This window comes from Kribbella voronezhensis (assembly GCF_004365175.1).
Taxonomy (GTDB): Bacteria; Actinomycetota; Actinomycetes; order Propionibacteriales; family Kribbellaceae; genus Kribbella; species Kribbella voronezhensis.
The window spans coordinates 1243456-1268261 of sequence record NZ_SOCE01000002.1; the positions used below are offsets into that span (position 1 = coordinate 1243456).

The window sequence follows — 24806 nt, forward strand, 5'->3', positions numbered from 1 at the left end:
CAGGCGTCGCCGCATGCTCCGAGCGTGTTGTCCACAGGCTCGAGCCGGCGGCGAGCGAAGTGGGGGTGGCGGCGTCTAGGGTCGTCGGCATGGGTGAACTGCTGAAGTTGTCGGACGAACGGGCGAGTACCGCGGCGGGCGTGATCCGCGCGATCGCCGGTGACGCCGCCCGGTTGCGGGAGGACCAGGAGACCGCGGTCGCCGCGTTGTGCGAGCCGAACGCGCGAGTCCTGGTCGTGCAGGCAACGGGGTGGGGCAAGTCCGCCGTCTACTGGGCAGCCACGGCGATCCGCAGGTCCGAAGGGGCTGGGCCGACGCTGGTGGTTTCACCACTGCTTTCACTGATGCGCGACCAGGTCGCCGCCGCGGCCCGCGCAGGACTCCGGGCCGCGACGCTCAACTCGTCGAACGTGGACGCATGGTCCGGGATCGAGAACGACCTCCGCTCGGGGGCGATCGACGTACTGCTCGTCTCACCCGAGCGGCTGGCCAATCCCGGCTTCGGCCGACGCGTGCTCGACGGGCTCGCCGGACAGATCGGCCTGCTCGTCATCGACGAGGCGCACGCCGTGTCGGACTGGGGGCACGACTTCCGGCCGGACTACCGCCGGGTGTCCGATGTGCTGCAGAAGCTGAATCCGCAGACTCCGGTCCTCGCAACGACCGCGACCGCGAACGCCCGAGTGACAGACGACGTGGCGCACCAATTGGGGCAGTCGACTCTCGTACTCCGCGGGCCGTTGGCCCGGTCGAGTCTCCAACTCGCAGTCGTGGACGCGTTGTCGCCGCTGGACCGCTTCGCCTGGGTGGTCGATCAGCTGCCGAAGTTGCCGGGCTCCGGCATCGTCTACACGCTTACCGTCTCCGACGCGCAGCGCCTCGCCGCTGCTATCCAGGAGGTCCATGGAGCCGCGGTGCCCGTCGCGGCGTACACGGGTGGGTTGGAGGCGTCGGAGCGGGAGTACCTCGAAGATGCCTTGCGGGGCAACAAGCTGAAGGCGCTGGTGGCGACGTCTGCGCTGGGGATGGGGTACGACAAGCCTGACCTCGGGTTCGTCGTGCACGTGGGCTCGCCGCCGTCGCCGGTTTCGTACTACCAGCAGGTCGGGCGTGCGGGACGTGGGATCGACCACGCGGTCGTGGCGCTGCTGCCGTCGCCTGCCGACGCGGGGGTCTGGGACTACTTCGCCACAGCGACCATCCCGGTGCCGGAGCAGGTGAATCGGCTGCTCCGCGGGCTCGAGGCCTACGGCCCCGATCAGCCGGCCACGGTTCCGTCGCTCGAAGCGGAGACCGGGCTGCGGCGTGGCCGGGTCGAGTTGATGCTGAAGCAGTTGGCGGTGGACGGCGCGGTCGAGCGGGTGGAGCGCGGCTGGATCCGGACGGCGATCGACTGGACCTTCGACGCGGACCACTACGACGGCATCGTCGCCGTACGACGTCGCGAGGCGGACATCATGCGGGCCTACACCCGCGGCGAACGTTGCCTGATGCAACTTCTTCAGGAGTCGCTGGACGATCCGTCGGCCGAGCGCTGCGGGCGGTGCTCGGTGTGTCTCGGGCTACTGCCGGATCCGCTCACGGCGAAGCCGGATCCCGAAACGGTGCACGCGATCACGCGGTTGCTTCGTGGCGAGACCCACGTCCTGGAGCCGCGGAAGATGTGGCCGGGTGGAGCGTTCGGCGCGAAGGGGAAGATTCCGCCGGCACTGATGGCTGAGCCGGGGCGCACTGTGGTGTTCGCCGATGCTCCAGAGTGGCGTGAGGTGATCAGCGAGACCTTCAGTTCCGGCACCGGGGGAGACCCGGCGGCCATGGACGCGCTGAAGGCGGGCTGTGTCGCGGCCCTGTCTCGCTGGCGCGACGCGTGGTCGCGCCGTCCCGAGGTGGTCGTCACGCTGCCGGCGGCCGGCTATCGCTGGCTGACCACGGAGATCGCCGACCACCTCGCCGAGATCGGCCGCCTCGAACGAGCCGAGCTCACCGTCGACTCCACCGCGTTCGCCGACGACCAGTCCTCGGCCGAGGAAGCCCGTGTTTGGCGAGACGGCGTCAGCATCGACCCCACGACCGCTCAGGCGATCGGCGGCAAGTCCGTCCTCCTGGTCGTCGACGCCTCGTCCTCCCAATGGCCGATCACAGTCGCCGCCGCCAAACTCCGCGAATCCGGCGCCGACGCAGTACTCCCCCTCCTCATCCACCGAAAGCCATAACTCTCGCCGCCACCAAACCCCGCGAATCAGCGGCCTACATAGGACTCTGAGCCCTGGCCTAGCGCGAGAAGTATTGCTAGGCGGGGATGGGCAGGGATTCGGCGAAGGACTTGAGGTCGGAGATGAGGCGGGTCCAGCCGTCTTCGATCATGGGGCGGATGGCGCTGTCCGGTTCGAAGCCGCTGTGGATGACGGTCAGTTTGACCTGATCGCCGTCGGGCTCCAGATCGAAGCTCACCCGGGACAGCGGCTCGGCGGCGGTCTTGTCGCGCAGTTCGTCGTCCATCTCGACGGCCTTGGCGAACTCCGGCGTGATGTGGTGCCACGTGAACGCGAGCCGCCGGTACGGATCGTGCTCCAGCACAACCTGTCCCTCGCCGGCCATCGTCACGTCGCCCATCTTCCACTCCATCGGAGAGCCGACCTTCCAGTCGGTGTCGTGGTGCAGACCCCAGTACTGCTGGGTGAACTCGGGATTTGTGAGCGCCTGCCAGAGCCGCTCCGGGGTGGTCTTGATGTACGTGGTGTAGACGAAGTCGTTCATGGTCTCCTGCTCCAGGCTGTTCTTGAGATCGGCGAGCAACTGCACACGCCGGCGGTCGTACTGCGTGATCCAGCGGTCCGCGATGGCGTTGATCGGTTCGGCGTTCAGGAAATGCAACTTCTCCCGGCCGCGCCGCGCGGTCGTGACGAGGTTCGCGGCTTCGAGTACGGCGAGGTGCTTGCTCACCGACTGCCGCGCCATCTCCAGTCCGGCGCAGAGGTCACGCAGGGTCTGGCCGTTCCGCTGGTTCAGGTTGTCGAGCAGCCGCCGCCGGCTCGGGTCCGCCAGCGCCCTGAACACCTCGTCATCCATCGCCCCTCCGCTGCAACATGCAGCTGTCTAGCTGCCTTTTCACAATAGGCAGCCAACCGGCTGCATGTCAATCGGCACCGACTCCGGCGAGGTGGCGTCGGGAGCCGGATCGACGTCGATCGCCTTCAGCCTCGGACCCCGGAACGGACGGGGACCGGTCTCGCATGATCTGGGGTAGGGCAGGGCACCGGTGGGCAGCTATGGAGAAACCACTGGTCCTTGTCACGGGAGTCACCGGCTACATCGGTGGTCGCCTCGTTCCCGAACTGCTCGAAGCCGGCTTCCGGGTCCGCGCGATGGCTCGCAATCCGCAGCGGCTGCGGGACCGTGACTGGTTCGGTGACGTCGAGGTGGTCGAGGCGGACGCGGGCGACGCCGAACAGGTCGCGGCCGCACTTCAGGGCGTCGACATCGCCTACTACCTGATCCACGCGCTCGGCACCGGCAACCGCTTCGAGTCGCGGGACCGGCACACGGCCTTGACGTTCGGTACGGCGGCTCGCGAGGCCGGCGTACGGCGGATCGTCTATCTCGGCGGGCTCTATCCGCAGGGCGAGGTGTTGTCGCCGCACCTGGACTCGCGTCGTGAGGTCGGCGAGATCCTGCTCGCCTCAGGCGTCCCGACGACCGTACTGCGGGCCGCCGTCATCATCGGCTCAGGGTCCGCATCCTTCGAGATGCTGCGGCATCTCACCGACCGGCTGCCGTTCATGGTCACACCGCGCTGGCTGGGGACCCGGATCCAGCCGATCGCCGTCCGGGACGTCCTGCACTACCTGGTCGGTAGCGCCTCGATGCCGGCCGAGGTCAGCCGCGGCTTCGACATCGGCGGGCCGGACGTTCTCACCTATCGCGACATGATGCAGCGGTACGCCGCGGTCGCCGGACTCCAGCCGCGACGGATCGTGACGCTGCCGCTCCTAACTCCTTCGCTGTCCAGCCACTGGGTCGGGCTCGTGACGCCGGTCCCCAGCAGCATCGCCCGGCCGCTCGTGGACAGCCTGATCCACGAAGTGGTGTGCAAGGAGCACGACATCGCGCAGTACGTCGCCGATCCCGAGGCGGGCCTGATCGGCTTCGACCGGGCGGTGGACCTCGCGCTCAAACGCGTGCAGGAGTTCGACGTCACTACCACCTGGGCTTCCGCGTCCACACCCGGTGCGCCGAGTGACCCGTTGCCGGGTGACCCCGACTGGTCCGGCGGCTCGTTGTACGTGGACGAGCGGGAGAGCGCTGTCTCGGCGACTCCGGAGCGGCTCTGGTCGGTGATCGAAGGGATCGGCGGCGGCAACGGCTGGTACTCCTGGCGGCTCGGCTGGTGGGCCAGGGGAGTGCTCGACCGGGTGTTCGGCGGTCCGGGTCTTCGCCGCGGCCGCCGCAACCCGCAGGATCTGTCGGTCGGTGACCCTCTCGACTGGTGGCGGGTGGAGGAGATCGAGGACCTGAAACTGCTCCGGCTCCGCGCGGAGATGAGGCTGCCTGGCCTCGCCTGGCTGGAGCTGATCGTCGACACCGACGCCGACGGGAACACGATCTTCCGGCAGAGAGCGCTCTTCCATCCTCACGGGCTGCCCGGCCACCTGTACTGGAACGCGATCAAGCCGTTCCACGGCGTCGTGTTCGGCGGCATGCAGCGCAACATCGCCGAGGCCGCCCAGTACACCGACGGTCCCGCCCACTGGAAGCCGTCGCGGAAATCGTCTTGACGGTCAGCGCAGGATGGGATGGTGAACATCACCAGCCTGGGCTTCCGAACAGATCTCAGACTCCTCGAGCTGGCCGGGAGCGAGGTGACCGATCGAGGCGAGTATGTCGTGGTGCGGACGCCTCGCAACCCGGCGTTCTGGTGGGGCAACTTCCTGCTGCTCCGTACGCCGTTCGCGCCCGGTGACACGACGGCACGCCTGGCGTTGTTCCAGACCGAGTTTCCGGACGCGAAACATGTTGCCATGGGCATCGACAGCGTGGACAGAGTGATCGGCGCCGAGGACGAACTGCTGGCGGCGGGCTTCGAGCTGGAGCCGAGCACGGTGATGACCGCCTCGCGGGTCAACGAGCCGGCGCGGCCGAACGAAGCCGCGGAGTACCGGCTGCTGAGCGGCGACCGGGACTGGGAGCAGCTGACCGAGCTGGGGTTGGCCTCCGCCACGATGACCGTCGACGAGGCGTACGAGGACTTCACCAGAGGTCGAACCCGATCTGCTCGTGAGCTGGTCGAGTCCGGACAGGGGTTCTGGTTCGGGGCGTTCGAGGGAGAGCGGTTGCTGGCGTCTCTCGGTCTGGTCCCCGACGGGCAGGGCGCTGCCCGGTTCCAGACCGTGCAGACGCATCCGGAAGCCCGCAACCGGGGACTCGCGAGCACACTGGTGCACCGGGCGGCGGCGTACGGGCTGGACGAACTGGGAGCGAAGACGCTGGTGATCGTCGCCGATCCCGAATACGTTGCCGTGCGCATCTATCGCGCCCTCGGGTTCGAAGACACCGAGACTCAGCTCCAGGTCATCAGACCCGCTGCGTGAGGCATGAAAGGGTGGGGGGATGACTGAGATCGTGCGCGGGGTCGCGTTGGTGACCGGTGGCAGCAGGGGGATCGGGGCTGCCGCCGCGGTCGCGCTGGCGGGTGACGGTTGGGATGTGGGGATCAGTTACCGGACGCAGGCCGATGACGCTGCGGCTGTGGTCGCTGCCTGTGAGGCCGTCGGACGACGCGCGGTGGCGGTGCGGGCCGATGTGGCCGAGGCCGAGGACATCGAGCGGATGTTCGGCGAGGTGACCGATGCGCTCGGACCGATCGGTGCCGTGATCAACAATGCCGGCATCGTGACGCCGTCGGCGAAGGTGGCCGACTACGACGTCGAGCGGCTGGAGAAGGTCTTCCGCATCAACACGATCGGGGCGTTCCTGGTCGCGGGAGCCGCCGTACGCCGGATGTCGACCGCGCGCGGCGGAAGCGGTGGGGTGATCGTGAACGTGTCGTCACGGGGCGCGGTGCTCGGGTCCGCGAACGAGTACGTCGATTACGCCGGCAGCAAGGCGGCGGTGGACACGCTGACGATCGGCCTCGCGAACGAGGTCGCGAAGGAAGGGATCCGGGTGCTCGGCATCCGGCCAGGGTTGATCGAGACCGACATCCACGCCGAGGGCCGGCTCGAGCGGATCGGAGCCACCCCGCCGCTGGGACGACCGGGCAAGGCCGAGGAAGTCGCCGCGCTGATCGCGTTCCTGGCTTCGGATCGCGCCTCCTACATGACGGGCTCCATGGTCGACGTAGCCGGCGGCCGCTGATCCCATGCCCTCGAGCGCTTAGCGCGGAGTGGCTAGCCGGGTGGGCCGGGTTCGGCCGCGGACGGTGACTTCTTCGCCGGCCCGCCACTGGTCGGCTTCGGCCGCGGAGGCCTCGGCCACCGCGGCCATCGAAGCGACCAGGCGACCTGGCACCGACTTGGCGAGCTCGGTGAGCCGGGCCGCCTCGTTCACCGGGTCGCCGATCACCGTGTACTCGTACCGCCGCACGTCCCCGACCGTCCCGGCGACGACGATTCCCGCGGTCACCCCGATCCCAGCCGTTGCCTCGGGCAACTCATCGCGCAACCGGACAGCCAGCGCACGACCGGCCTGGAGAGCGCTCCCTGCCGGATCTGCCAACTCGGTCGGGGCACCGAACACGGCCAGCACGGCGTCGCCCGCGAACTTGTTCACGAATCCGCCGTGCTCGTCCACCTCGTCGACGACGACAGCGAAGAAGCGGTTGAGCAGTTGCACCACTTCGGCCGGCGGCCGGGTCGCGGCGAGTTCGGTCGACCCGGTCAGGTCGACGAACAACACCGCGACGAAGCGTTCCTCACCACCGAGCGTGTCACTGCTCAAAGCCTCCCGGACCACCGACGGTCCGACGTACCGGCCGAAGAGGTCGCGGAGGCGTTCGCGCTCCCGAAGGCCCGCGGCCATCCGGTTGAAACCGGCTTGCAGTGAACCGAGTTCGGTGCCGTCGAACACCGGGATCCGGACATCCAGGTCGCCACGGCCGATCAGCGTCAGCGCGTTCCGCACCGAGCGGACCGGAGCAACGACAGATCGCGCAGAGAGCGCTGTCAGCAACCAGCCGCAGACCAGGACCACGGTGCCGAGGGCAAGGATGATGACGGAGAGCCGAGTGGCGGTGACGTCGCCGTCGATCAGGGCGAGTACGGCGGTCAGCATCAGACCGGCGACCGGGACTCCCGACCCGACGGCCCAGAAGAAAATCGTGCGCGCCTTCAGTCCGGCGGCGAGCAATCGGCGCGGTGGCGCCTCGTCGGCCAGCGCGCGGGCAGCGATCGGTCGGAGGGCGAACTCGCTCAGCAGATAGGACGCGGCGCAGGTGACGATACCGCCGTCGAACGTCGTGACCAGAACGCGGAGAACGCTCTCTGGTTGCAGAAAAAGCGTGAGCAGGCTGAAGATCACCGTCGCCAGCAGCCAGAGGAACACCTCGATCATCGTCAGCCGGAGCGGCAGTTGCAGGGTCGCGATCTGCTCGCGCGTGGTCGCCGGCCGATCTTCGAGAACCCACCGCGTCACCCGGAGCCCGAGCCGCGTGCTCCACCACGACCCGACCACGAGCGCGAACACGACGTACGCCGGGATGGCGATCGAGCGAGCCAGGTCGAGATCCTGATTGCCAGCCGGACCGGGCAACACGAACACCGCGAGCACGAAGACGACGAGCGCGCCGATCAGATTGGTGCCGATCGAGAAGAACGTCAGCAGCGCCTGGACCCGCAGCCGCAACAGCCGTGGGCTCTGATCGGCCGGACCCAGCAGCCACGATCCGAACGGCCGCCGCTGCAGCACAGCCTCGGCACTACTCTCCGACAACACCCTTACAGTCTGCTACCTCCCCAGCAGCGAACCGCGACCGCCTCGCCCACCCACGCGCCCGGTCGCGCGGTGAAAGGCGGTTTGGCACGGAGATGACCATGGCTCTAATTGGCCGCGTCATCGGAGCATTGCATGGGTAGTGTCCTGCGAACGACATCTGCCCCGGGAGCCCGCTGTGACGCACGACCGCCACTCCTACGCCGAACCGGCGTTGGTCCGCACCACCCACCTCGAGCTCGAGCTGGACCTGGATTTCACCGCGAAGGTGCTGGCCGGTTCCGCCACTCATACGCTCGCCTGGAGTGGCCCGGGCGATCGGCTGGTGCTCGACACGCGCGACCTGACCGTGCTGGCCGTGGAGGGCTCCACCGAGGACGGCTGGGAGCCGCTGGAGTACAGCCTGGCCGTGCCGGACTCAGAGCTCGGCTCTGCCCTGACGATCCGTACTGACCGGCAACAGCGAGTCCGGGTCAGCTACCGGACCGCCCCGACGGCGACCGGCCTGCAGTGGCTCGAGCCGTCGATGACCGCGGGCGGTGTACTGCCGTACATGTTCAGCCAGTCCCAGGCCATCCACGCACGCAGCTGGGTGCCGGTACAGGACACCCCGAGCGTCCGGTTCAGCTATGCCGCCCACGTGACGGCACCGCCTGAGCTGATGGTGCTGATGAGCGCCGACAACGGCACGGCGTCCCGGCGTACTGGCTCGTACGACGTGGTGATGCCCGAGCCGATCCCGTCGTACCTGTTGGCCATCGCGGCCGGTGACCTCGTCTTCGAGCCGATGGGCGACCGGTCCGGCGTCTGGGCCGAGCCGGAGATGGCGAAGCTGGCCGCGGCCGAGTTCGCCGACACCGAGGAGATGATGCGGGTCACCGAGGCGCTGTTCGGCCCGTACCGCTGGGGCCGCTACGACATCCTGGTGCTCCCGCCGTCCTTCCCGTACGGCGGGATGGAGAACCCGCGGATGACGTTCGCGACCCCGACCGTGGTGATCGGCGACAAGTCGCTCGTCACCGTGGTCGCGCACGAGCTGGCGCACAGCTGGTCCGGCAACCTGGTCACCCAGGACAGCTGGGACGACATCTGGCTGAACGAAGGCTTCACGTCGTACGTCGAGAACCGGATCGTCGAGGCCGTGTACGGCCCGGAGCTCGCGGTGATGGAGACCGCGATCAAGCAGCACGCGACGGTGGTGAAGCTCGACCCGCTGTCGGCGGCGGAGCAGGCTGTCGAACTGCCCGGGCTCAACCACAAGTCGGAGTACCACGGCACGAGCGGGCTCGGACCGTTGAAGGGATCGTGGTTCCTGGCCTGGTTGGAGGAACGGTTCTCGCGTGAGGTCTTCGACCCGTTCCTGCGAGGCTACTTCGATCGTTTCGCCTTCCAGAGCATCAATTCCGAGCACTTCGCCGCGCACCTGCGGGAACAACTGCTGGACCAGCACCCCGGTGTGGTCACCGACGCCGAGATCGCGGCCTGGCTGGACGAGCCGGGCATCCCCGCGTTCGCCGAGCGCGCGCAATCCGCACGCTTCGAGTTGGTCGACCAGAGCCGGGACAAGTGGCTCTCGAGCGGTGACCTTCCGGATGCGGCCGGTTGGACCACCCACGAATGGCTGCGCTTCCTCGACGCCGCACCGGACGTGTGGACGGCCGATCAGTTACAGCAGCTCGACCGCGAGTTCGGGCTCACCGGGACCGCGAACGGCGAGATCGCCCGCCGCTGGTACTCGATCGTTGCCGCCAGCACCTACACGCCGGCGTACGGCGAACTGGCGAGCTTCCTCACCCGAGTCGGCCGGATGAAGCTGGTCCTCCCGGTCTACCGCGCCCTCGTCGACAGCACCGGCCGCGACTTCGCCGCCAAGGTCTTCGAGTCGGCCCGCCCCGGCTACCACCCGATCACCATCGCCGCCGTGGAAAAGATCCTCGCATCCGCCTGATGACGCGCGCGGCTATTCGAGATCGAGGGTGTAGCGGTGGGTTCGGTGGGTTTCCTGGTAGCCGAGGGCTGTGTTGATGCGTTGCATGGGCGCGTTGGTGTCGACCGTGTCGGTGAGGAGCCCGGCGAGGTCGGGGTAGGCGGACCTCGTCCGCCGGATGCAGTCGGCCTTCATCCACAAGGAGAGCCCGTGGCCGCGGTGCTCCGGGAGGACCGCGGTCCCGTAGTGCTGGGCGTCGCCCTTGCCGTCGGCCGGTACGACGAGTTCGGTGAAGCCGACGATCTTGCCGGTGGCCTGCTCGATCGCGGAGACCGTGAGCAGGTGTTCGCCTCGGTCCTCGACGACCTTGGCGACGTGGCGCACGCGGTCGACGTCCCAGATCTCAGGTCCGTAGGAGATGTCACCGACGGGCGCGTCGTCCATCGCCGTCCGCGCATCGGCGTACGTCTCGACCAGTTCGTCGGAGACGACACCGGACCACGATTCGAGGCGATACCCAGGTGGGGCCGCCGGGGAGAGGGCAGCCGGGGAGGCTTCGGACAATGACAGCCGCGCGAAGATCAGGGTCAGCCCGACAGTGAACCCACGGCTCCGGAGGAAATGGTCGCCGGGCGACTCCACGGTCGCATCGGCCAGGATCGTCCGTACTTCGTGCTCCCGGCCGGCGGCCGCTGCGACGGCGAGCAGCTCCGACCCGATCCCGCGCCGACGCTCGGTCGGGTGGACTGCCAGCTCGAGCTCACTGAGATGAGCCAGGGACTCTTTGCTGTTCAGGCGGAGGAACGCGGAGCCGACCGGGTTGCCGTCTGAGTCGGACGCCAGCCAGGCGATCCGGCGGCTGAACGGCCGGTAGTCGGGATCGGTCAACGGCGTGATTGAGATGGACAAGCCCGCAACGTAACCAGTCCACCCACTCCACAGCAACTGCATTCCCTTCACCACCGTCGACAGCTACAAGTCTGTTTCCGGCGAGCGCCTGACGAGTGCGACCTAGGCGCGGGGGAAGGCGAGGCCGTGGGGCCGCGTGAGCCGGGGAAGGGGGCCGAAGCGGTGGCCGCAAGAGCGCGGGAAGGAGCCCGAAGCGGTGGCCGGGCGAGCGCGGGAGGGGCGAGGCGGTGGGGCCGGTGTGAGCGTGGAGTTCCGGGCGGTGACGTGCGTTTCGGGGAAAGGTGAGCGTTGTTTCCGCTACGGTGCTGCGGAGACCGGTGGGAGAGGGGAGCTCGGGGTGGAGCGGGAGTTCGGGGGAGAACGGGTGCGGACGATCGGTGGCGATCACCTGGCGTTGCGCGATCAGGTGCTCACCGAATTGCGCCGGCGCATCGTCGACGGCGACTACGCGCAAGGTGAGCGGCTGACGGAGATCCGGCTGGCCGACGACTTCGGGGTGTCGCGGAATCCGGTGCGCGAAGCGTTGCGGGTGGTCGAGGCCGAAGGGTTCGTGCAGATCCTGCCGCGCCGCGGTGCCGTGGTGGCGACGCTGGACGAGACGGCGATCCGGGATCTGTTCGCCGTACGGGAGCAGTTGGAGACCTTGGCGGCCGGAATGGCTGCCGAGCGAGCCACTGCCGCGGATGTCGAGCGGCTGCGGTCTCTGCTGGCTGACGCGAGTGCCGCGACCGAGGCGGCGGACTTCGATCGGGTCGCGGAGTTGAACAGCGCGTTCCATGTCGCCGTCATCGAGATCAGCGGCAACCGGTGGCTCGCCTCGCTGTCGTCGGCGATGTACCACCACGTCCACTGGGTCTTCCGGGTCGGTGCGCCGAAGCGTGCGCCGCATTCGTGGATGGAGCACATCCGCCTGGTCGATGCCATCGCCGCCGGCGACCGCGCGGCCGCCGTCGAGGCCGCGCGCCAGCACGTCGAAGCCGCCGCCGCGGCCGCGCTCGCACCAGACGAGTCCTCCGAGTAGGCCGACGCTAGCGGCCGACGGCGTACCCCTGCATGCCGCGCGGGTTGGCAGCGGCTGCCAGTACGCCGTCCGCCTCCCGGCTGACCGCGCACAGCCGGCCCAGACTCCACGGACCCGCCTCGGTGACGGCGTGCCCGCGGCGTACCAGCTCATCCCGTACTGCGGAGCCGAGGCGGCTCTCCATCGTCAAGCCACCCGGCTCGGTCGCGCGCGGGTAGAACGACGAGGGGAAGCTCGTCGTGTGCCACGCGGGCGCATCGATCGCCTGCTGAAGATCCTGACCACCGGCCAGGTGCCGCAGAAGGAACAGCAGTTGCCACTGATCCTGCTGGTCGCCCCCTGGTGATCCGCAGGCGAGCACGGGCGCGCCATCACGCAGTATGAGGGTCGGAGTCAGCGTCGTGCGCGGCCGCCGACCTGGGACGAGCGAGGACGGCAGGCCTTCCTCCAGCCAGAACATCTGCAACCGGCTGCCCAGGCAGAAGCCGAGTTCGGGGATCGTCGGCGACGACTGCAGCCAGCCACCACTCGGCGTGGCCGAGATGACGTTGCCCCACTGGTCGATCACGTCGACATGGCAGGTGTCACCCTTCGTGACGCCTTCCTTCGACACCGTCGGTTCGCCGGTCGTCGCGTCGAGCTCGTAGTTGCCGGTAGCAACCGATGGCAGGATCGCGACCCGTCCGTCCGGAGTACCCGGCCGCAGCTCGGTGGACGCGCTCGCTCCGATCAGAGCCGCGCGCTGGGCGGCGTACGCGGGGGAGAGCAGCGTCTTGAGCGGCACGTCCGCCCCGTCGCCGTACCAGGCCTCGCGGTCGGCGAACGACAGCTTCATCACCTCGACAGTGGTGTGCACTCCCGCCGCGCTGGTCAGGTCGAGGTCGGCCGGGTCGCCGAGCTCGGCCAGCACGGCGAGCGACTGCAGCAATGCTGGACCTTGTCCCCACGGACCGGTCTTGGCGACGGTGTGTCCATGCCAGTCGTAGGTCGCAGGCTCTTCCCAGCTCGCCTGGTACGCCGCCATGTCCGCGCCGGTGACGAGACCGGCATGGTCGGAACCGCTGGAGTCGCGATGGGGCAGCCGGGAGAACCTGTCGACTGCCTCGGCGATGAATCCCTCGCGCCAAGTACGCCGAGCGCGCTCCAGCTGGACGACTCGATCCGGCCCGGCACCCTCTGCGGTGATCAGGAGCCGCTCGAGCGTGTCGGCGTACGCCGTGTTGCGGAAGAGCGTGTTCTCCCTCGGCGGCCGGCCGCCCTGTAACCAGAGCGCTGCGGAAGTCGGCCAGTGATCGGTGAACAACTCCTGCACGTTCGCGACGGTGTCGCCCACTCGACCGACCAGTGGATGGCCGTTGCGTGCGTAGCCGATCGCGGGCTCGAGCACTGTACGCAGCGGCAGGCTGCCGTGATCACGCAGCAACAGCAGCCAGGCATCGACCGCGCCTGGTACTGCGGCCGCCAGCGGACCCGAGCCGGGAATCAGGTCGAGTCCCAGTGAGCGGAAGTGCTCGATCGTGGCGCCGGCCGGTGCGACGCCTTGGCCGCAGAGCACCCGCGGAGTGGGGTCGGCCGCAGTGGCGACGATCGCGGGGACCTCACCGCCCGGACCATTGAGGTGTGGTTCGACGACGTGCAGGACGAACCCGGCCGTCGCGGCGGCGTCGAAGGCGTTGCCGCCGAGCTCCAGGACCCGCATCGCCGACTGCGACGCGAGCCAGTGCGTCGACGAGACCATCCCGAAGGTACCGCGCAGGGTAGGCCGGGTGGTGAACGTCATGAAGCGACTCCTCTGCTCAGCTCAGACTCGTCCCGTCCGCCGCCCATCGTTGTAAAGCGGGCTGCGACCACCTCCACCCTCTCCGATGAGGTGCCCCGCAAGCCAATCGCCCGTGGCCTGGTTGCTTCGCGGACGTCACCAGTTGTCGGGCGAAGCGAGAGCGGTCGTGGGGTCGCGGTCGGCAGGCCCGGCTGGTTGCCAGGTGTCGTCGACGAGGGCGTACGGGTGCCAGCGGCCGATTCGGTCCAGGCGGAGTTGGCGGTCCGCGGTGCTCAGGCGGTTTGCGGAGACCTCGAAGACGAGGTCGCGGTCGTCCCAGGCAGCGGCCAATTCGGCTCGCGCGCGGGCGAGCTCTGAGGGATCCGGCTGCCACTCGTGCTCGAGAACGTCGAGACCGGGCGCACCGCCGTACGTCCATGCTGTGATGCCGATGGCCAGCTCGGCCGGTCCTTCGAAGGCGGTGCCGAGCCGGTCGGCGAGCACGGGGTAGTCGGCAGCCAGTCGTACGGCGTCCTGCCACTCGTCCAGCGCCCAGGGATGGGGGGAGCCGCTCAGGATCGCGCTGAGTTGAGCGCGGGCTCGCCGGGCGGCGTCGAGGGCGAGCAGCGGCAAGCTGGCCGGCTCCATTCCGGCAGGTGCCTGCAATCCGGCGACCACCAGTCCGTCGAGCTCTGCCTTGGCAGGCAACGCAGGCAGTTCCGGCAACTCAGCAGGCGCGCCGCCTTCGAACACCTCGCTTGCCGGTACGCCGGCTGGAGCTGGCGTCGCTTCGGGAAGCGGGGTGCCGGTCGCTCGTTGCTGCAGGTCGTCCAGGAGTTGTTCGCGGGAGCGACCTCGGATCAGCAGAAGAACGAAGGGATCCTCGTCGAGCAGCCAGCCGACCTGGTAGCAGAGGGCGGCCGCGTGCAGGCAGGGCAGTTCCCAGCCGTCGCACGTGCACGAAGGATCGAGATCACCGATCCCCGGCAACAACGGCACAGCAGCGTCGGCAGCGGCTTCGATCAGGTCGTGGGGCATCTCGCCATCCAGCAGGGCCGCGATGTGCCCGGCGCGCGAGCCCACCTGGTCGAGGAATCGGGTCCACTCGTCCGGACTCAACCGGTCGACCACGACGACCGACTCGTAGGTGGCCTCCGGCGCGTGGACCGTCGCCGCGATCCGCCCGGGGCTGACCGTGATCGTGCCGACCTGCCCCGAGTTCGCGAGCCGGCGTCCCTTCTTCAGCTGCCCCAGATCGAGCGAGGTGTCTTCCAGCGCCTGCCCCCACGACCGTCCCCACCACGACCGTGCCCGCGTACTCCCACGGCGGGCCGCGAACGCGGCGAATCCGCGCGCCACCTCGCCGCTCATCCGCGACCTCCTTGCAAGTCTCGGGCCACGGGTCGGGGCCGCTGCAATCGGCCGTGGGCTCGCGTATCGGACTGGCTCCGCCCAGCAGTCATCGGGCACCTCGCAGCTGGACCAGGTCGGCGAGCTCGGCGTCGGACAGTTCCGTGAGGGCGGCTTCGCCGGCGGTCAGTACTGCGTCGGCCAGTTCGCGTTTGCTGCTCAGCATCGCCGCGATCCGGTCCTCGATGGTGCCTTCGGCGATCAGCCGGTGAACCTGCACCGGGCGGGTCTGGCCGATCCGGTAGGCCCGGTCCGTCGCCTGGTCTTCGACCGCCGGGTTCCACCAGCGGTCGTAGTGCACGACATGGTCCGCGCGAGTCAGGTTCAGCCCGGTCCCTGCCGCCTTGAGCGACAGCAGGAACACCGGCACCTCGCCGGCCTGGAATCGCTCGACCAACTGCTCGCGCCGCTTCACCGGCGTACCGCCGTGCAGCAGCTGACTCGCGATTCCTCGGTCGGCCAGATGACGCTCCAACAGCCGCGCCATCGCGACGTACTGCGTGAAGACGAGCACCGCGCCGTCCTCGGCCAGGATCGTGGCGAGCAGTTCGTCCAGCAGTTCCAGCTTGCCGGACCGCCCGGCCAACCGCGCGCCTTCGGCCTCCTTCAGGTACTGCACCGGGTGATTGCAGATCTGCTTCAAGCCGGTCAGTAGCTTCACGATCAACCCACGTCGCGCCATCTGATCGCTGGCCTCGACCGCGGCCAGCAACTCGCGCACGGTCGCCTCGTACAGGACGGCCTGCTCGCGGGTCAGCGAAACCATCTGGTCGGTCTCCGTCTTCGGCGGCAACTCCGGCGCGATCCCCGGGTCGGACTTGCGCCGCCGGAGCAGGAACGGCCGGACGAGTCTCGCCAACCGCTCGGCGACCTCCTCGTCCTTGTCGGCCTCGATCGGCGTGGCCCACTGGCTGCGGAACGTACCGAGCCGGCCGAGCAGGCCCGGTGTCGTCCAGTCGAGAATCGCCCAGAGCTCCGAGAGATTGTTCTCCACCGGCGTGCCGGTCAGGGCGACCCGCGCCGCCGCCGGGATCGTGCGGAGCGCCTTCGCCGTACCGGAGGCCGGATTCTTCACGTGCTGCGCCTCGTCTGCGACCAGCAGCGCCCAGCGATGCGCCGCCAGCCGGGCCGCGTCGCGACGCAGAGTCCCGTACGTCGTGAGCACGAAACCCGAATCGGCTCCGTCCAGGGATCGACCGGACCCGTGGAACCGGCGTACCGGCGTCCCGGGGGCGAATCGCTGCACCTCGCGCTCCCAGTTGCCCAGGAGCGACGCGGGGCAGACGACCAAGGTCGGGCCGGACGTCTCGGTGGACTCCTGGCGATGGAGGTGGAGCGAGATGAGCGTGATCGTCTTGCCGAGGCCCATGTCGTCGGCGAGGCAGCCGCCGAGCCCGAGCGAAGTCATCCTGACCAGCCACTGCAGTCCGCGGAGTTGGTAGTCGCGCAGGGTCGCTTGGAGCGCGGCCGGCGGCTCGACGATGCCGTCGACCCGGTCGGGATCCGCAATGCGCTCGCGGAGCTCCTCCAGCCAGCGGGCCGGAGTGATGGTCACCTGGCGGCCGTCGATCTCGGCGGAGCCGGTCAGCGCAGCGCTCAGCGCGTCGATGGCGGTGACCGGCTTGAGGACGCGCTCACGCGCCTTGCGGGCCAAGTCGGGGTCGATCAGCATCCACTGGTCGCGCAGCCGGACCAGCGGGCGGGTCGCCTCGGCGAGCTGGTCCATCTCGGCCTCGGTCAGCGGGTCGTTGCCGAGAGCAACTTGCCAGCTGAAGTCGAGCGTCGCGCCGCCGCCGAAGAAGCCCGGCATGTCCGAGGGTGGGCCGTCGGCGGACGTGATCGCGGCGCGAGCGGTCAGCGCCCGGTTGAGACTGCGGGGCCAATGCACGTCGATGCCGGCCGACGCCAGGCGCTGGGCGGCACCTGCCAGCAGGTCGGCGATCTCCTCGTCGGCCAGCTCGATCCGGTCGGGCACGGGGGAGTCGAGCAGGCGGTTGAGTGGCGCCCAGACGCGTGCGGCCCGGCGGATCGCCAGGGTCGCGTCGATTCTCGCTCGCGGACCGAACCCGGGAACGTCCGACGACCACACATCCGCCGCATCGCGTACCAGGGTCGGGTCGTTGAGGCTGTGCAGCTGGACGTCGGCCCGGAACTCCTGCGACTCCGGCAACTCGACCCGCAACGAGACCCGTACGCCGGTGTCGAGGCCGGCCGATACCTCGTCGGCCCACGATCGTAGTCGCGGGACCTGCTGTGGTGCCTTCGCCGCAAACAACGGCCCATGTGCCTTGGCTGCCGCCGCCGACCGGGGCATCCCGTCCGCGACCGCGTCGAGAAACTCCCGCACCAACTCCTCAGCCACCGGCACCCGAACCCCGCCCAACCCCAACCCTGAACCAGAGGTCGACCCCTCACCCTCTCCCGCCATTGCTGGGGTCGAGCCGTCGCCTCCACCCAACGGTGAACCAGAGGTCGAGCTACCCAGCCCTCCCACCGAAGCTGAAGACGAGCGGCCCGCTGAGTCCGCAGCTGGTGAAGGCGAGGGTGAGCGGTTCGCTGAGTCCGCCGATGAAGAGGAGGACGAGGGGGTGGCTGAAGGTGCGGTAGAGGGTGAGGTGGCTTGGGTATCGGGGAGGGCGTCGTTGGTGAGGGGGAGGGCGCGAGCGGTGGGCGGCATGGCTTCGGCCAGGCGGAGGATTCGGTCGACGTCCGCGGCGTCGAGGGGGCCAACTCGCCAGGCGTCGTTGCCGGCGGGGGAGACGCCCGGGAGGAGACGGCCGCGGGCGACCAACTGGAGGGCGATCAGTGACACCGCACCCCAGAACGCCGCTGACGGATGCGCACCCGGCGAAGTCCGAGCCCGACCGAGCACCGGTACCGCGTCGGCAACGGGCAGCTCGATCACAGGCGTCGCCCGTACGCCGACGCCGTCGTCGCCGTCCACCACGAGGTCGAGCGTCGCCTGCTCACCAACCCCGAGCGGCAACGCCCCACCCGCCGGATCCCAGAACGTCATCCGCCCGTCCCGCGGCGGATCCGCCGCGCGAAACACCACCGCCAGCCCCGCCAGCGCTCCGGTCAACGCCCCCGCCTGCCCCGCCACCGCCGCCGTACCGGCCAACCCGACAAACCTCCTTCAACAGCAACAATCGTCAATCAGCTGATCACGCCAGTTCGCCGACGAGCCAGGCACCACGGCACCGGTCTCAGGGCACCGGGATTTCCGTGGCCGGTTGGTCGAACTGGGTTCGGTAGAGCTCTTCGTAGCGGCCGCCGTCGGCGAGGAGTTCGGTGTGGGTGCCGCGCTCGATGATGCGGCCGTCCTCGATGACGAGGATCTGGTCGGCGGCCCGGATCGTGGAGAGCCGGTGCGCGATCACCACCGCGGTCCGCCCCGCCAGCGCCTCGGTCAAGGCAGCTTGGACAGCAGCCTCCGACGTCGAGTCGAGCGCCGCCGTCGCCTCGTCGAGAATCACCACGCGCGGCTGCGCCAGCAGCAACCGTGCGATCGTCAGCCGCTGCCGCTCACCACCGGACAACCGGTACCCGCGCTCACCGACGACGGTCTCCAACTGATCGGGCAGCGACCGGATCAGGTCACCGAGCCTGGCCCGGGTCAGCGCGTCCCACAGCTCCTCTTCAGAAGCCTCAGGCTGAGCGAGCAGCAGGTTCTCCCGAATGCTGTCGTGGAACAGGTGCCCGTCCTGCGTGACCATGCCGAGCGTGTCCCGCAGAGAAGCCGCCGTCACATCCCGCACGTCGACGCCGGCAAGGCGGACCGCACCCGAGTCCACGTCGTACAGCCGGGGGATCAGCTGAGCGATCGTCGACTTCCCCGCACCGGACGAGCCGACCAGCGCGATCATCTGCCCGGGCTCGGCCCGGAACGACACGTCGTGCAGCACCTCGACACCACCGCGGGTGTCCAGCTTCGCGACCTCTTCCAACGACGCGAGCGACACCTTGTCGGCCGACGGATAAGCAAAGCTGACGTTCGAGAACTCGACCGCGACCGGTCCGGCCGGCACCTCGCCCGCATCGGGCTTGTCCTTGATCAGCGGCTCGAGATCCAGCACCTCGAAGACCCGCTCGAACGAAACCAGCGCGGTCATCACCTCCAGTCGCGCACTCGCCAGCGCGGTCAGCGGCGAGTACAGCCGGGTCAGCAGCAGCGCCATCGACACCACGGCACCGGCGTCGAGCTGATTCCGCAGGGCATAGAACCCACCGAGCCCGTAGACCACGGCCAGTGCGAGCGCCGAGACCAGCGTCAACGAGGTGACGAACACCCACTGCACCATCGCGGTCCGTACGCCGATGTCACGCACTCGCCGGGCGCGCACCGCGAACTCCGCGGACTCGCGCGCCGGCCGGCCGAACAGCTTCACCAGCGTCGCGCCGGGCGCGGAGAAGCGCTCGGTCATCTGCGTGCTCATCGTGGCGTTGTAGTTCGCCGCCTCGAGTCCGAGAGCGGCCAGCCGGTTGCCGATCCGGCGGGCCGGGATGACGAAGATCGGCAGGATCACCAGCGCGAGCAAGGTGATCTGCCAGGAGACCCGGAGCATCACGAAGAGCGTGAGCAGCAGCATGACCAGGTTGCTCACCACGCCGGACAGCGTGTCGCTGAACGCCCGCTGGGCGCCGATCACGTCGTTGTTCAGCCGGGAGACCAGTGCGCCGGTGCGGGTCCGGGTGAAGAACGCGATCGGCATCCGCTGGATGTGGTCGAACACGGCGGTCCGCAGATCCAGGATCAGTCCCTCGCCGATGCTGGCGGACAACCAGCGGGTGAGCAGGCCGATCCCCGCCTCACCCACGGCGATCACGGCGATCAGGATCGCCAGCCGCAGTACGGTGCCGAAGTCCTTGTGGCCGACGATGGCGTTGACCACCCGGCCGGCGAGCACGGGGGTGGCGACCGCCAGCATCGCGGCGCCGACACTCAGCACCAGGAACAGCGCGAGTTGTCGCCGGTGCGGCCGCGCGAACGCGAGGATCCGTTTCAGGGTCGCCCGCGAGAAGGGTCTCTTGTCCTCTTGGCGGTGCATGGCGTGGTACATCGAGGTCCACGCGGTCATTTCCATACTCACAGCGATACTCCGGCGGTTCGGTCGGCCTGGATGTCTGAGGTCTGCCGATGGTCCCGCAGGGCACCGACAGTTTCCGAAGGTAGGACCTCAACAGTGCTCGAGGTCAAGGTCAATCCATTTACTGAGGACGCTGCACGAAGTAGCCGGGCGAGTGTAGCCACGTCCAGGTGAGCCTGCGGTCTGGTAGGACGGACCAGCAAGCGGTTCGCCCCGAGAACCGCCCCAATGACGAAGATCGGCGAAAACAGAGTTGTGAGTGAGTACTCACTCAGTTACTCTCGATCGGGTGAGCCCCAGAGCAACCCCACTTCCGCCGGACGAGCGCCGTGCCGCGCTGGTGGAGGCCACGCTGCCCTTGCTCGAGGAGTACGGCACCGACGTCAGCACCCGGCAGATCGCCGAGGCGGCCGGCGTCGCCGAGGGCACGATCTTCCGCGCCTTCGGCAGCAAGGACGCCCTGATCGATGCCGCGATCAGGACCGCGTTCGACGTCGACCCGCTGATCGACGCGCTGGCGGCGATCGACCGGACGCTGCCGCTGCGGGAGCGGCTGGTCGCCGCCGTCGACGTCACCCAGACCCGGTTGCGCGGCGTCTTCAAACTGCTGCTGGCGATGCGGATGCACCGCCCACCCGACTGGAAGGCGGACCCCGACGAGGCCGCCCGCCGCAAACTGGACGGCGAACGAGTCGACGAGGCCTTCATCGACGTGTTCCGCCAGGACGCCGACCTGCTGCGCTATCCACCGGCGGAGGTCGGCCATCGGCTCCGGCTGATCACCTTCTCCGCCACTCACCCATTGATTTCGGACGGTCGGACCATGACCGCCGAGGAGATCGTCGACTTCGCACTCGACGGTGTCCGCAACCATGACCCCGGGGGCAACTGATGCTGCTTCGCCTGTTGCGTACGCACCTGCGTCCGTACGCCGGCAACCTGTCCATGGTGGTCGTCCTGCAGTTGATCGGGACGATCGCCTCCCTCTACCTGCCGACCCTGAACGCCGACATCATCGACAAGGGTGTGGCCAAGGGCGACACCGGCTACATCGTCGGCACCGGCGGCTGGATGCTCGGTGTCAGCCTGGTGCAGATCATCTGCACGGTCAGCGCCGTGTACTTCGGAGCCAAGACCGCCGCGTTGTTCGGGCGCGACGTCCGGGCCGCCGTGTTCCACCGGGTCGGCGAGTTCTCCGCGCGGGAGGTGAACCAGTTCGGCGCGCCGACGCTGATCTCCCGCAGTACCAACGACGTCACCCAGGTCCAGATGCTCGTGGTGACCACCTGCACGATGCTGGTCGCCGCGCCGATAACGATGGTCGGCGGCATCATCATGGCGGTCCGCCAGGACGCCGGCCTGTCCTGGCTGGTCGCCGTCGCCGTACCGTTGCTGGCGGCATCGATCGGCTTGATCGCGAGCCGGATGGTCCCGCAGTTCCGCAAGATGCAGGTGAACATCGACGCGGTCAACCGGGTCCTGCGCGAGCAGATCACCGGTATCCGGGTGGTCCGGGCGTTCGTCCGGGAGCCGCACGAGGTCGAGCGGTTCGGCGAGGCCAACTCCAACGTCACGAACACCGCGATCCGGGCCGGCCGGCTGATGGCCCTGGTGTTCCCGGTCGTGATGCTGATCCTGAACCTGTCCACCGTGGCCGTGCTCTGGTTCGGCGCCTCCCGGGTCGAGAGCGGCGCGATGCAGGTCGGTGAACTGACCGCGTTCATCAGCTACCTGATCCAGATCCTGTTCTCGGTGATGATGGCGACCTTCGTGATGATCATGGTGCCGCGCGCGGCGGTCTGCGCCGACCGGATCAGCGAGGTACTGGACACCGAGTCCTCGGTCCGCCCGCCGGTCACGCCGATCAGGACCTTCGTCGGCCGAGGCGAACTGGTCTTCGAGAACGCCGAATTCTCATACCCCGGTGCGGCCGAGCCCGTACTGCGTGATGTCAGCTTCACCGCGTCGCCGGGCAAGACCACGGCGATCATCGGGAGTACCGGCGCCGGCAAGACGACCCTGCTGTCCCTGGTGCCGCGGCTGTTCGACACCACGGGCGGCCGCGTGCTGGTCGACGGGAGCGACGTCCGGGAGATCGAGCCGGACCTGCTCTGGGAGCGGATCGGCCTGGTTCCGCAACGGCCCTACCTGTTCTCCGGGACGGTGGCCAGCAACCTGCGCTACGGCAACCCCGACGCGACCGACGACGAACTGTGGGAAGCGCTCGAGATTGCCCAGGGCAAGGACTTCGTCGCGGCGATGCCGCAGGGACTGGACTCGCCGATCTCGCAGGGCGGCACGAATGTCTCCGGTGGTCAGCGGCAACGGCTCGCGATCGCCCGGGCGCTGGTCCGCAAGCCGGAGATCTACCTGTTCGACGACTCGTTCTCCGCGCTCGACCTGTCCACCGACGCGCGACTGCGGGCCGCGCTCGCGCCGGTCACCGCCGACGCGTGCGTGGTGATCGTGGCCCAGCGGGTGTCCACGATCATCGACGCCGACCAGATCGTCGTACTGGAAGACGGCGCGATCGTCGGCAAGGGCACCCATGACGAACTACTCCAGACCTGTTCTACGTACGTCGAGATCGTGGAGTCGCAGCGGTCCGCGGAGGAAGCAGCATGACCGACCAGAAGGTGGAAGAAACGGCGGCCGAGGACCGGCCCGTCGAGACGATCAAGTCGACCGAGCGGCCGACCACCGGCCGCGCGTTCGGTCCGCCCGGCGGCATCCCCGGCGACAAGTCGATGAACTTCGGCCCGTCGGCGAAGCGGTTGCTCAGGCGGCTGCGGCCGCACCGGCTCCAGGTCGGCGGCGTCGTCCTGCTCGCGATCGGCAGCGTGTCGTTGTCGGTGGTCGGTCCGAAGATCCTCGGCCGCGCGACCGACATCATCTTCGCCGGCGCGATCGGCAAAGGGCTGCCGAAGGACCTGACCAAGGAGCAGGTGATCGAGCAGGCGCGGGCGGCCGGGAACGGCCGGGTGGCCGATCTGCTCGGCGGCATCGACCTGGTTCCCGGTGTCGGCATCGACTTCGATGCCCTGCGCAACGTGTTGATGCTGGTCCTGGCCCTGTACGTCGGGTCGTTCTTCCTGTCCTGGATGCAGGGCTACATCTTGAACGGCGTGGTCCAGCGGACCGTGTTCGAGCTGCGCTCCGAGGTCGAGGACAAGCTGAACCGGCTGCCGCTGAGCTACTTCGACGGTGCCCCCCGCGGTGAGTTGCTGAGCCGGGTCACCAACGACATCGACAACATCTCGACCAGCCTGCAGCAGACGTTGAGTCAGTTGCTCACCTCGCTGCTGACGGTGATCGGCGTGGTCACCTTGATGTTCGTGATCTCGCCGACGCTGGCGCTGATCGCCCTCGTCACGATCCCGATCTCGATGGTGCTCACAGCGGCGATCGCGAAGCGCTCGCAGACCCGGTTCGTCGCGCAGTGGCGGCACACCGGCGCGCTGAACGGCCAGATCGAAGAGGCCTTCACCGGTCACGAGCTGGTCAAGGTGTTCGGCCGGCAGAAGGAGATCGAGGCGAGCTTCGCGCAGAAGAACGAGGAGCTGTACCAGGCGTCGTTCGGCGCCCAGTTCATCTCCGGTCTGATCATGCCGTCGATGATGTTCATCGGGAACCTGAACTACGTGGTGATCGCGGTCGTCGGCGGACTCCGGATCGCGTCGGGCTCGATGTCCCTGGGTGACGTGCAGGCGTTCATCCAGTACTCGCGGCAGTTCACCCAGCCGCTCACGCAGGTCGCCTCGATGGCGAACCTGCTGCAGTCCGGCGTCGCGTCGGCCGAGCGGGTGTTCGAAGTACTGGATGCCACCGAGCAGGTGCCGGACGAGGAGACGCCGGCCAAGGTGACGGATGCGCACGGCCGGGTGGAGTTCGAGCATGTGTCGTTCTCGTACACCGCGGACAAGCCGCTGATCACCGACCTGAGCCTGGTCGCCGAACCAGGGCAGACGGTCGCGATCGTCGGTCCGACCGGGGCGGGCAAGACCACTCTGGTCAACCTGATCATGCGGTTCTACGAGCTGAACGGCGGCCGGATCACGCTCGACGGCGTCGACATCACCGAGCTGACCCGGCATGACCTGCGGTCGCGGATCGGGATGGTGCTGCAGGACACCTGGTTGTTCGGTGGGACGATCCGGGACAACATCCTGTACGGCAATCTCAAGGCGACCGAGGAGGACATGCTCGCGGCCGCGAAGGCGACGTACGTGGACCGCTTCGTGCACAGCCTGCCCGACGGGTACGACACGGTGATCGACGAGGAAGGCAGCAACGTCAGCGCGGGTGAGAAGCAGTTGCTCACCATCGCCCGGGCCTTCCTGGCCGACCCGCAACTGCTGATCCTGGACGAGGCGACCAGCTCGGTCGACACCCGCACCGAGGTGCTGGTGCAACGTGCGATGGCCGCGCTGCGCTCGGACCGGACCAGCTTCGTGATCGCCCACCGGCTGTCCACGATCCGCGACGCGGACCTGATCCTGGTCATGGAGGACGGCTCGATCGTTGAACAAGGCAACCACCACGAACTCCTCGCGGTGGACGGCGCCTACGCCCGCCTCTACAACGCCCAGTTCAGCGCCGCCGTCGTCGACCACGACGGCGACGAACCGGCCCCCACCCCGGTCCCACCCGTCCCCACCACAGCCCAACTGATCACCGACGACGAAGACGAGTCAGCCCTCACCCCCTGACCCCATCCCCACCTCGAGAAGGGGACGCCCACCCGGGCGTCCCCTTCCTTGTGGATTG

The 24806-nt window shown here is 68.7% G+C and carries 17 protein-coding genes; 10 read left to right on the forward strand and 7 right to left on the reverse strand.

Annotated features, from left to right (window positions below):
• Positions 1 to 89: 89 nt before the first annotated feature.
• Positions 90 to 2213: a RecQ family ATP-dependent DNA helicase gene (locus tag EV138_RS32970; RefSeq protein WP_133983817.1), complete on the forward strand. Its 2124-nt coding sequence runs from the start codon at positions 90 to 92 to the stop codon at positions 2211 to 2213.
• Positions 2214 to 2289: 76 nt separating this feature from the next.
• Here the strand turns inward: EV138_RS32970 and EV138_RS32975 are convergent, their stop codons facing one another.
• Positions 2290 to 3069 carry an ArsR/SmtB family transcription factor gene (locus EV138_RS32975; protein WP_133983819.1) on the reverse strand — a complete coding sequence of 260 codons (780 nt, stop codon included), beginning with the start codon at positions 3067 to 3069 and terminating at the stop codon, positions 2290 to 2292.
• 200 nt (positions 3070 to 3269) lie between these two features.
• Here EV138_RS32975 and EV138_RS32980 point away from each other — a divergent pair, with 200 nt between their 5' ends.
• Genes EV138_RS32980 through EV138_RS32990 form a run of 3 tightly spaced genes read left to right on the forward strand, consistent with a single transcriptional unit; the run spans position 3270 to position 6354 of the window.
• Positions 3270 to 4775, forward strand: a complete 1506-nt coding sequence (locus EV138_RS32980) for an SDR family oxidoreductase (protein WP_202867030.1) — start codon at positions 3270 to 3272, stop codon at positions 4773 to 4775.
• Between the two features lie 18 nt (positions 4776 to 4793).
• Complete coding sequence (locus tag EV138_RS32985; RefSeq protein WP_133983823.1) at positions 4794 to 5588, forward strand: GNAT family N-acetyltransferase; 795 nt, start codon at positions 4794 to 4796, stop codon at positions 5586 to 5588.
• 19 nt (positions 5589 to 5607) lie between these two features.
• On the forward strand, positions 5608 to 6354 hold the full coding sequence (locus EV138_RS32990; RefSeq protein WP_133983825.1) for an SDR family oxidoreductase: 747 nt from the start codon (positions 5608 to 5610) through the stop codon (positions 6352 to 6354).
• An 18-nt stretch (positions 6355 to 6372) separates the two neighbouring features.
• Here the strand turns inward: EV138_RS32990 and EV138_RS32995 are convergent, their stop codons facing one another.
• Positions 6373 to 7929, reverse strand: a complete 1557-nt coding sequence (locus EV138_RS32995; protein WP_133983827.1) for an adenylate/guanylate cyclase domain-containing protein — start codon at positions 7927 to 7929, stop codon at positions 6373 to 6375.
• A 175-nt stretch (positions 7930 to 8104) separates the two neighbouring features.
• Here EV138_RS32995 and EV138_RS33000 point away from each other — a divergent pair, with 175 nt between their 5' ends.
• Positions 8105 to 9874: a M1 family metallopeptidase gene (locus tag EV138_RS33000; RefSeq protein ID WP_133983829.1), complete on the forward strand. Its 1770-nt coding sequence runs from the start codon at positions 8105 to 8107 to the stop codon at positions 9872 to 9874.
• A 12-nt stretch (positions 9875 to 9886) separates the two neighbouring features.
• On the opposite strand, the gene EV138_RS33005 is transcribed toward EV138_RS33000, so the two are convergent.
• Positions 9887 to 10762 (reverse strand): GNAT family N-acetyltransferase, encoded by an 876-nt coding sequence (locus tag EV138_RS33005; RefSeq protein WP_133983832.1) that lies wholly within the window; start codon positions 10760 to 10762, stop codon positions 9887 to 9889.
• A gap of 364 nt (positions 10763 to 11126) precedes the next feature.
• Here EV138_RS33005 and EV138_RS33010 point away from each other — a divergent pair, with 364 nt between their 5' ends.
• Complete coding sequence (locus EV138_RS33010) at positions 11127 to 11783, forward strand: GntR family transcriptional regulator (protein ID WP_166678842.1); 657 nt, start codon at positions 11127 to 11129, stop codon at positions 11781 to 11783.
• Positions 11784 to 11790: 7 nt separating this feature from the next.
• Here EV138_RS33010 and EV138_RS33015 read toward each other — a convergent pair whose 3' ends face one another.
• The 3 genes from EV138_RS33015 to EV138_RS33025 form a co-directional block, all read right to left on the reverse strand.
• Positions 11791 to 13563, reverse strand: coding sequence for a gamma-glutamyltransferase family protein (locus EV138_RS33015; protein WP_133983836.1), 1773 nt, complete (start codon positions 13561 to 13563; stop codon positions 11791 to 11793).
• Between the two features lie 135 nt (positions 13564 to 13698).
• Entirely contained in the window at positions 13699 to 14913 is a 1215-nt protein-coding gene (locus tag EV138_RS33020) for an SWIM zinc finger family protein (RefSeq protein ID WP_133983838.1), read from the reverse strand.
• Between the two features lie 88 nt (positions 14914 to 15001).
• Positions 15002 to 17629: an SCO1167/SCO6262 family helicase gene (locus EV138_RS33025; protein ID WP_500778650.1), complete on the reverse strand. Its 2628-nt coding sequence runs from the start codon at positions 17627 to 17629 to the stop codon at positions 15002 to 15004.
• Here EV138_RS33025 and EV138_RS37765 point away from each other — a divergent pair.
• On the forward strand, positions 17573 to 17761 hold the full coding sequence (locus tag EV138_RS37765) for a hypothetical protein (protein ID WP_202867098.1): 189 nt from the start codon (positions 17573 to 17575) through the stop codon (positions 17759 to 17761). The genes EV138_RS33025 and EV138_RS37765 overlap by 57 nt on opposite strands.
• Before the next feature lie 397 nt (positions 17762 to 18158).
• On the opposite strand, the gene EV138_RS33030 is transcribed toward EV138_RS37765, so the two are convergent.
• Positions 18159 to 20030: an ABC transporter ATP-binding protein gene (locus EV138_RS33030; protein WP_202867085.1), complete on the reverse strand. Its 1872-nt coding sequence runs from the start codon at positions 20028 to 20030 to the stop codon at positions 18159 to 18161.
• A 298-nt stretch (positions 20031 to 20328) separates the two neighbouring features.
• On the opposite strand from EV138_RS33030, the gene EV138_RS33035 reads away from it, so the two are divergent.
• From EV138_RS33035 to EV138_RS33045, 3 genes are read left to right on the forward strand one after another with little or no spacing between them, the layout of a single operon-like run.
• Entirely contained in the window at positions 20329 to 20931 is a 603-nt protein-coding gene (locus EV138_RS33035; protein WP_133983842.1) for a TetR/AcrR family transcriptional regulator, read from the forward strand.
• On the forward strand, positions 20931 to 22664 hold the full coding sequence (locus EV138_RS33040; protein ID WP_133983844.1) for an ABC transporter ATP-binding protein: 1734 nt from the start codon (positions 20931 to 20933) through the stop codon (positions 22662 to 22664). Before EV138_RS33035 ends, EV138_RS33040 begins: the two co-directional genes overlap by 1 nt.
• Positions 22661 to 24748, forward strand: coding sequence for an ABC transporter ATP-binding protein (locus EV138_RS33045; RefSeq protein WP_133983846.1), 2088 nt, complete (start codon positions 22661 to 22663; stop codon positions 24746 to 24748). The genes EV138_RS33040 and EV138_RS33045 overlap by 4 nt, the downstream gene beginning before the upstream one ends.
• The last annotated feature ends 58 nt before the right edge of the window (positions 24749 to 24806 follow it).

Bases quoted from the DNA above. Each gene is read 5' to 3' on its own strand.
- EV138_RS33045 (WP_133983846.1), top strand. From the start codon at position 22,661: ATGACCGACCAGAAGGTGGAAGAAACGGCGGCCGAGGACCGGCCCGTC.
- EV138_RS33015 (WP_133983836.1), bottom strand. From the start codon at position 13,563: ATGACGTTCACCACCCGGCCTACCCTGCGCGGTACCTTCGGGATGGTC.
- EV138_RS33040 (WP_133983844.1), top strand. From the start codon at position 20,931: ATGCTGCTTCGCCTGTTGCGTACGCACCTGCGTCCGTACGCCGGCAAC.
- EV138_RS32975 (WP_133983819.1), bottom strand. From the start codon at position 3,069: ATGGATGACGAGGTGTTCAGGGCGCTGGCGGACCCGAGCCGGCGGCGG.
- EV138_RS32980 (WP_202867030.1), top strand. From the start codon at position 3,270: ATGGAGAAACCACTGGTCCTTGTCACGGGAGTCACCGGCTACATCGGT.
- EV138_RS33020 (WP_133983838.1), bottom strand. From the start codon at position 14,913: ATGAGCGGCGAGGTGGCGCGCGGATTCGCCGCGTTCGCGGCCCGCCGT.
- EV138_RS33025 (WP_500778650.1), bottom strand. From the start codon at position 17,629: ATGCCGCCCACCGCTCGCGCCCTCCCCCTCACCAACGACGCCCTCCCC.
- EV138_RS32970 (WP_133983817.1), top strand. From the start codon at position 90: ATGGGTGAACTGCTGAAGTTGTCGGACGAACGGGCGAGTACCGCGGCG.
- EV138_RS32985 (WP_133983823.1), top strand. From the start codon at position 4,794: ATGGTGAACATCACCAGCCTGGGCTTCCGAACAGATCTCAGACTCCTC.
- EV138_RS33030 (WP_202867085.1), bottom strand. From the start codon at position 20,030: ATGACCGCGTGGACCTCGATGTACCACGCCATGCACCGCCAAGAGGAC.
- EV138_RS32990 (WP_133983825.1), top strand. From the start codon at position 5,608: ATGACTGAGATCGTGCGCGGGGTCGCGTTGGTGACCGGTGGCAGCAGG.